Origin of the sequence: Myxococcus llanfairpwllgwyngyllgogerychwyrndrobwllllantysiliogogogochensis (assembly GCF_006636215.1) — a bacterium.
In the GTDB taxonomy this organism is placed as follows: Bacteria; Myxococcota; Myxococcia; order Myxococcales; family Myxococcaceae; genus Myxococcus; species Myxococcus llanfairpwllgwyngyllgogerychwyrndrobwllllantysiliogogogochensis.
The window spans coordinates 1-6,302 of record NZ_VIFM01000424.1 but is presented as its reverse complement, the minus strand read 5'-3'; the positions used below and the strand labels follow the sequence as shown (position 1 = coordinate 6,302).

General features: G+C 66.6%; 3 protein-coding genes and 1 pseudogene. All 4 read left to right on the top strand.

Features of this window, described 5'->3' with window-relative positions; genetic code table 11:
• Positions 1-100 precede the first annotated feature (100 nt).
• Entirely contained in the window at positions 101-2,452 is a 2,352-nt protein-coding gene (locus tag FJV41_RS47410) for a hypothetical protein (RefSeq protein WP_246137877.1), read from the top strand.
• A complete protein-coding gene (locus FJV41_RS47405) occupies positions 2,449-3,783 on the top strand; it encodes a hypothetical protein (RefSeq protein WP_141649227.1) in 1,335 nt (444 codons plus the stop codon). The genes FJV41_RS47410 and FJV41_RS47405 overlap by 4 nt, the downstream gene beginning before the upstream one ends.
• Before the next feature lie 275 nt (positions 3,784-4,058).
• The gene (locus tag FJV41_RS47400; RefSeq protein WP_246137876.1) at positions 4,059-4,820 is read left to right on the top strand and encodes a tetratricopeptide repeat protein; all 762 of its coding nucleotides are present in this window, start codon (positions 4,059-4,061) and stop codon (positions 4,818-4,820) included.
• 725 nt (positions 4,821-5,545) lie between these two features.
• A pseudogene (locus tag FJV41_RS47395) lies at positions 5,546-6,302 on the top strand (hypothetical protein); the annotation flags it as partial.

Below are 6,302 nucleotides of genomic sequence, written 5' to 3'. Positions count from 1 at the left end.
AAGCTGTACGCGGTGGGGCAGGGGGGCACGCTGCTGTTCCCGACGGCGGAAGGGACGCTGCGGCCAGGCGCCTTCGCTTCGGTGGGGCTGGGGGTGGACAATGCGCGCTGAGCGGCCTTGGTGCGGCGGGCTTGGCCTGGCGCTGGTGCTGGCCCTTCTGGCCTCCGGGTGCGCCTCGTTGCCGGCGAGGCCGGGCCAGGCGGACCGAGGGGCCACCCTTGCCTTCACTCCCTTCTCCGCGCCCTCTCATGCGGCGAGGAGTGCGGCGGCAGGTGTGTATCGGGGGGAGGAGTTAGGCTCCGCGGATGGGCCGCCCGAGATAGGGCCGATGGGCCTGCGACGCGGGCTCCAGGGGGTGGTCGTCGACAGGGACGGGGCGCGAGGCTCAGACAGGGAGGGCGGCGTCTTCGTCTGTGGCAGCAAGGCCTTGCCCTCGGGCTGGCCTCACCTGGACTCCAGCCGGGAGGTGCTGGCGCCCTTCCTGGCGTGTGCCTCGCCCGCAGAGTTCGTGGCCATGCAGCGCGGGGTGGACATGGCCGCGTTGGTGGAGTCCCTCACAGCCTGGGACGCTGTCCGCCTGGGAGCCCTGGGGCCCCTGGACGCACGAGCCTCGGTCGCCCTGGGCCGTAAGCGCGCGGCCTTCATCGTCACGTCCGTGGAGAGGTACGGCGTGCCGTATTCCGAGGTGCTCGCTCTCTTCGTCCTGCACTCGGCCTTCGACGACGAGCTGCGCGAGGTGGTGCAGCTGCTGGCTCGCGACAAGCAGCTGGGCGAGACGCTGGGCGCCATGGCAGCCGTCCGCGAAGACCTGAAGCGGCGGGGCCTGGAGCTGGAGGGCTTCCCGGAGCGGGGAGAGAAGGCCCGCGACGTGCTGCGCGGGCTGGGGCGCGCGGGCAGGGACATGCTCTCCAGTAATCAGGTGAGTGTTGAGGCCCAGTACTCGGACCTCATGGTGGTGAAGCGCAGCCAGCTTCCACCGCCCTATCAGGCCGCCCTCGACGAGGTGGCGAAGGCGTTGACGGAGCGGCACTACTCGCCGGGAAGCACTTCGGCAGGGGCTTTCGACCACCTCACCTTCGGTGTGCCGGTGGGCTTCTACCACCTGGCGGTGGGGACGGGGCACGGGGCGTACTCGTTGGCCCAGGGCAAGTATGAGCAGGCCACGCGTGAACTGGCGCCGGCCGCGCTGATGGTGGCGCTGTACGCCGGAGGCAAGGGCGCCCGGGCCCTGGTGGAGGCACGCGGCGGGCTGCGGCGGCTCCAGATGCCGGCGCTCGACGTGGACGGGATGAAGGCGCTGATGGCGCACCTGGAGGAGCAGCTCGGCATCAACGCCGCGCGCGACTTGCTGCGCTACCTCCAGGCGAGTCGCGAGGGCGCGCTGGTGGCCGCCGATTGGGGGGAGGCGGGACTGCTGGCGCTGTACGAGGCCCGCGGCAACCCCGCGAAGGCGAATGCGGTGCTGATGGAGACGGCCAGCCGCGAGGCCGGCCAGCCCGTGGCCACGCGGGGCGCGGCTGGGAAGCGGTCCGTCAACCTCGACCTCTTCGAGCAGAACGCCGAGGTGTCCGCAGCGGAGGCGCAGGCGGCCAGTCGCGAGTCCTCCAGGGCTGCGGCGACGAGAGGCGGCGCGAGCCGCGAGTCCGCGCAGCCCGCGGCTTCACGGGGCGCAAGCGGGAACCGGTACGTCAACCTGGACCTCTTCGCGCAGGACGCCAAGGTCCGCGCAAAGGAGTCCGCGAGGGCCAAGCTGTTCCAGGCGGAGCTGGAGTCCTCGGGGCCCCGTCTCCCGAAGGACGTGAAGCTGCTGAAGGAGATGGCGCCGAAGCTGAACGAGCCGCCGCCGGGAGTCGAGAAGGGGGCGCCGCTCTGGCAGGAGTACGTCGCCTACCGCAAGAGGCGGCTGAAGGAGATTCGGGACGGTGACGCCGTCAAGGGCCCCCTGAAGTGGGAGGGCTACGGGGGGATGCGCGCCTACTATGCTCGGGGCATGGCATTCGAAAGGACCATGATCGCCATCCTGGAGGCGGATGCTGCGTTGCCCCGCGCACAGCGGCGCTGGCTTGGCGACTTCGAGCAGCCGCGCATCGAGACGCACGTGGGCGTGTCGAAGGTGGACTTCCGGTACGCCGACGTCCTCGTCATCGAGGAACGTCCCCCACCAGGCCAGCCACCTCGGGTAGAGACGTTCAGCTTCAAGAGTCGAAACCTCAGCATCCTGAAGAAGGAGGACTTGGAAGTGCAGGTGAATACGGATGCGAGCAATGCGATGAAATACTACGGTGGAACGCTGAAAATTCTTCGGGACGGTATGCGACAGCAGGCGACTGTGAAGCGGGTGCGCCTTGTCTACGAGGCCGAAAAGCTTCTGCCTAAAGATCGGGAAATGTTGGCCAACGCTGTCGATGCCGCACAGGAGAGAATCAAGGGCGTGGAGGTGCTGTTCCAATGAAATTGCTGACGCTGCATGACTTGAACAAGGCCGATAGCCTGAGCTTCTCCTTCAAGGGCGCATTCGACTCGGCCGAGGGCGTGGAACCTGCATTGACGCCTCTATTTGATGCTCTTGAGAAGTATGCGGACAGATGGATACCTACACTCGTCAAGTCGACCCGGAAGCGTAGGTATTCAAGAGAAGCCGTGTGGCGCGCGATAGAGGAACGTCGCGATGAGTATGGATCGATCATCGGACTGTACCGTTCAGAGAGCCCCGCAGTGTCGCTGGTGCTCAATCTCGCGCTTGCACAAGGTCAGTCCACTTTGCGCGCCAGTCTCGATGTGCAGCCACTCTCCTTCTTTTCAGATGTGGACGCCTGCCGCAGTTTGGTGGCAATGGCTCGGGCTTGGGCATCTCGATATCCGGCGGAACATGCTGCAGCGCACAGTGTGGCCGACCGGCAACTCGGGGGGGCTCCTTCCTTCGGTCGTGACGACGCGACATGGAAGCGGGATGGGTTCGACAGAATCTATGAGTTGTTCTGGCTGAACGTCTTCGGCCCCAAGCTCGTGGAGAATGTAGGTCGCGAGCGGATGCTCTCGACTCCTGCGCACCTCGTGGAGGAACTGCCCAACGGTTCGGTCCTCCTGGTTCTGTGGCCCACTGCCGCCGAGTTCGCCAGCGAGGAAGCGCGCGTGGTGCAGGCCCGCGCCCATGTCCACCTGCGGCCGGACCTCGACTTCGACACGGTGCTACGCGCGCTGAAACAGCGCAGCGCTGCGCTCGTGCCCGTTGAGCCGCGCTTCCACCCTGACGTGGCACCGTTCCTCTCGCTGTTGTTGGACGAGTTCGCCATCAGCGAGCGGCAACGGAAGATTGCCGAGTTCAACACCTTCCGGCCTCCTGTGCCGGATGAGTGGCTGCCGGTCGCCCTTCCATCGGACGTGGCGAATCCGGAGCGCGTCCTCGAATCCTACGGAGACCTGTCCGAAGGTCTTGTGGCAGCGCTGCACACGAAGGTGCCCTCCATCATGGACGAGACGGCCGAGTCCATCACGGATCTCGACCTCTTTTTCTGGAGGGAAGACTTCCCCGAACGGTACGAGCGGCAACTCATCGACAGTCACACTGCACCGGCGCTAGGAGCCTATCTGGGAGACGTGCTGGTCCGGCGGTTGGGCGGGACATGGGTGCTGCGGCAGAAGATGGAAGAGTCCCAGGTGCGGGTGGGCAAGCGCGTCTGGCTGCCCTTCCTCCGCGCCCGCCGGTACATGCAGTCCTGCCGGTCGCTGCTGGACTACTCGCTCACGCAGTTCTTCCACGAGGTGGAGCGGTACCGGCCCTGACGGCGGCGGCTGGGTCGGGCTGTGGGGATCGAGGCAGAAGCAGGAGGAGCAAGGGCGCGTGCCCGCAGGCGCGCCTGGCGGCTCCTGCCTCACGCGCCGGTACACGACGTCCAGCGCGTTGCTGCTGGACCATTCCCCCACCCAGCCCTCCTGTGGGGAGACGGTTCCTAAGAGACGCGGTGGGTACCACGGTGTGAATGACTGTCGTTTCTTGCGTGGGGTTGAGTGTGAAACATCCAGGGATGTCGGCTGTTGTTGGCATGGTCACAGGCTCCATGGGCGCAGTCTGGCTCGCGTGGAAGCCTGAAGAGCGGACGATGGCGTGGGTCCAGACCGCGTTGCTTCTCGCCATCTTCATCGCCTTCATTGGCTACAAGTCATGGAGATTCCGGAAGTGGGCGGCGCTCTGTGAGCGGGGGGCCGCGCTGCTTGATGCTGGCGACCTCGGAGCTGCCCAACGCGCGCTCGAAGATGCCGATGGCTACGCCCTCCGCCCTCCGGAGCGCGTACTGACGCGCTTCCACCTTGCGTTGTGTGCGTTGTTCCAAGGGCATGTGGACCCCGCACACGCGGTACTCTTGGCGCTCTCTCGTGGGTGGCGTACCAAGGAAGTGCCCGACGTCTACGTTCGTGCCCCCGACATGTTGGCGGCATGTCTCGCCCTCCAAGGAGACCTGGTCGAGGCACGGCAATGGCTGGAAGAAGCCCATCGTCGCCGCGGGCCAGGCGCTGCGAGCTTCTCGTTAGGGGAACTGCTCATCCTGTGCCGAGAGGAACGTCACGGTGCGACGGTGCGTTTGCTCGACGACCGTCGAGAGGCGATTGAGAAGTCCGGCGTCCTTATCCGCAATCAGCTTCGAGTTATTCGGGCTTTCTCCTGGGACGCGCTCGCCATGGAGACGGGCGGCACCCCGGACGAGGAGCTGAAGGGCTTGGAGCCAGTCCGGCCTGGAGAGTTCAACTACCTTGGCGCCCAGTGGCCTCGAATGGAGGCATTCCTCCGTGCTCGCGGCCTGAGCGAGAAGGAGGCCGCATGACGTTGCCAGGTGGCCTACCAGCGGCTGCGCACGAACACGTCCAGCGCGAATGAAAACGGAAACCCCAGTGCGCCGAGGAACACCGCAGCCAAGGCATGGCGGCGTTCAACATCCGGCGCCTGTCCGGCCCTGACTGCGCGTAGGTGCTTCCATCCCAGGAAGGCTCCCGCGAGTGCGCATGGGAACAGGACGAGTCCGAGGCAGGAGAGGGCAAGGACTCCCCAGGCATGAGCCGAGACCTTCTGCGGGACGGCCGGCCGCAGCTCGAGGCACGGGCCACAGTAGACGGTAGCCACGGCACTTCGAACGCATTGGAGGCACACGAACGCCCCGCAGCGGTGACAGGTGTCGATGGCTGCCTGTTCCTGATGAAGGTGACAGCGGGGGCTGTCAGACCACCTCGGCTGCATTGCTACCTCGCCCAGTGCGGGCCTGTTCGTATGGTGCCGCGAACGGCGGGAGCCTGGGCGAATTCATACCGCAGTGCGGAGCGCATCGCTGGTATGCGAGGCATTCAGAAGAAGCGGCGCGGGAGTTCTCGCTCTCGGCATTGAGCTCCTCGGTTGGCGCCCCGACGGGGCGTGGCACGTCTGTCCATACTCCCAACGGGCCGGGTCGCCTTTGACTCTTGCAGTCAACTTCCCTACCCGGTTTGCCGACCTGTCGGACTGAACAGGGAACCTCTGTGCTGAGCGCCCCTGCTGGGGCCTGCCACGGAGGCGTCCATGGGAATGCATGGGAGTTGGGCCGTCGTCTCGTTGCTGCTGCTGTTGCCCGGGGCCGGAGGGGCGCAGGAGGCCAACACTCCAGAGGACTTCGACGCGACCGTGCGCAGGCTGGAGGAGGCACTCTCCGACAACTCTTCCGACGAGGAGGAAGAGGGAGAGGCTCAGCCCGAGGAGGAGGCTTCTGCACCTGCGGCGCCCGACTCGGCACCTCCGATGACGAGCCTGCTGCGCATGGACGCGGTGACGTGGACGTTGCTGCCTCGGAGGGGCGCGGGCACCGAAGAAGGCTTCGTGCAGGTGGAGCCCATGGTGGCCTTGGGGAGGGGGGAGTCGTTCCGCCTCATTTTCGGGGCACCGGTACGGCTGCGGCTGTGGGGTGGAGGGGAAGGCGCGGGCCTCGTCAGGAAGGAGGACTGGGACACGCTGTCCGACTGGGGGCAGGTGGTGCGCCTCTTCATGGTGGGCGGGGACACGCCCAACTCGGTGTGGCTGGGGATGATGGAGGGCTACTCCCTCCTGTCCGGGCACCTGGTGCGGCGCTACGGCAACCGCGTCAACCCCGACTACCACCCGGCCGGCGTCATCGCGACGGGGACACTGGGGCCGGTGTACGCGGAGGCCTTCGCTTCGGACGTGTTGAGCGCTCGCCTGGCGGGGGCGGAAGTAGCCCTGGACGCGCAACACGTTCTCTTCGGCCGGCCCCCTATCCCGGGGCGGTACACGCTGGCGCTATCGGCGGTGCAGGACTGGGGGC

Coding starts and splice junctions, on each gene's coding strand:
- FJV41_RS47410 (WP_246137877.1), top strand. CDS start 101: ATGCGCGCTGAGCGGCCTTGGTGCGGCGGGCTTGGCCTGGCGCTGGTG.
- FJV41_RS47400 (WP_246137876.1), top strand. CDS start 4,059: ATGGGCGCAGTCTGGCTCGCGTGGAAGCCTGAAGAGCGGACGATGGCG.
- FJV41_RS47405 (WP_141649227.1), top strand. CDS start 2,449: ATGAAATTGCTGACGCTGCATGACTTGAACAAGGCCGATAGCCTGAGC.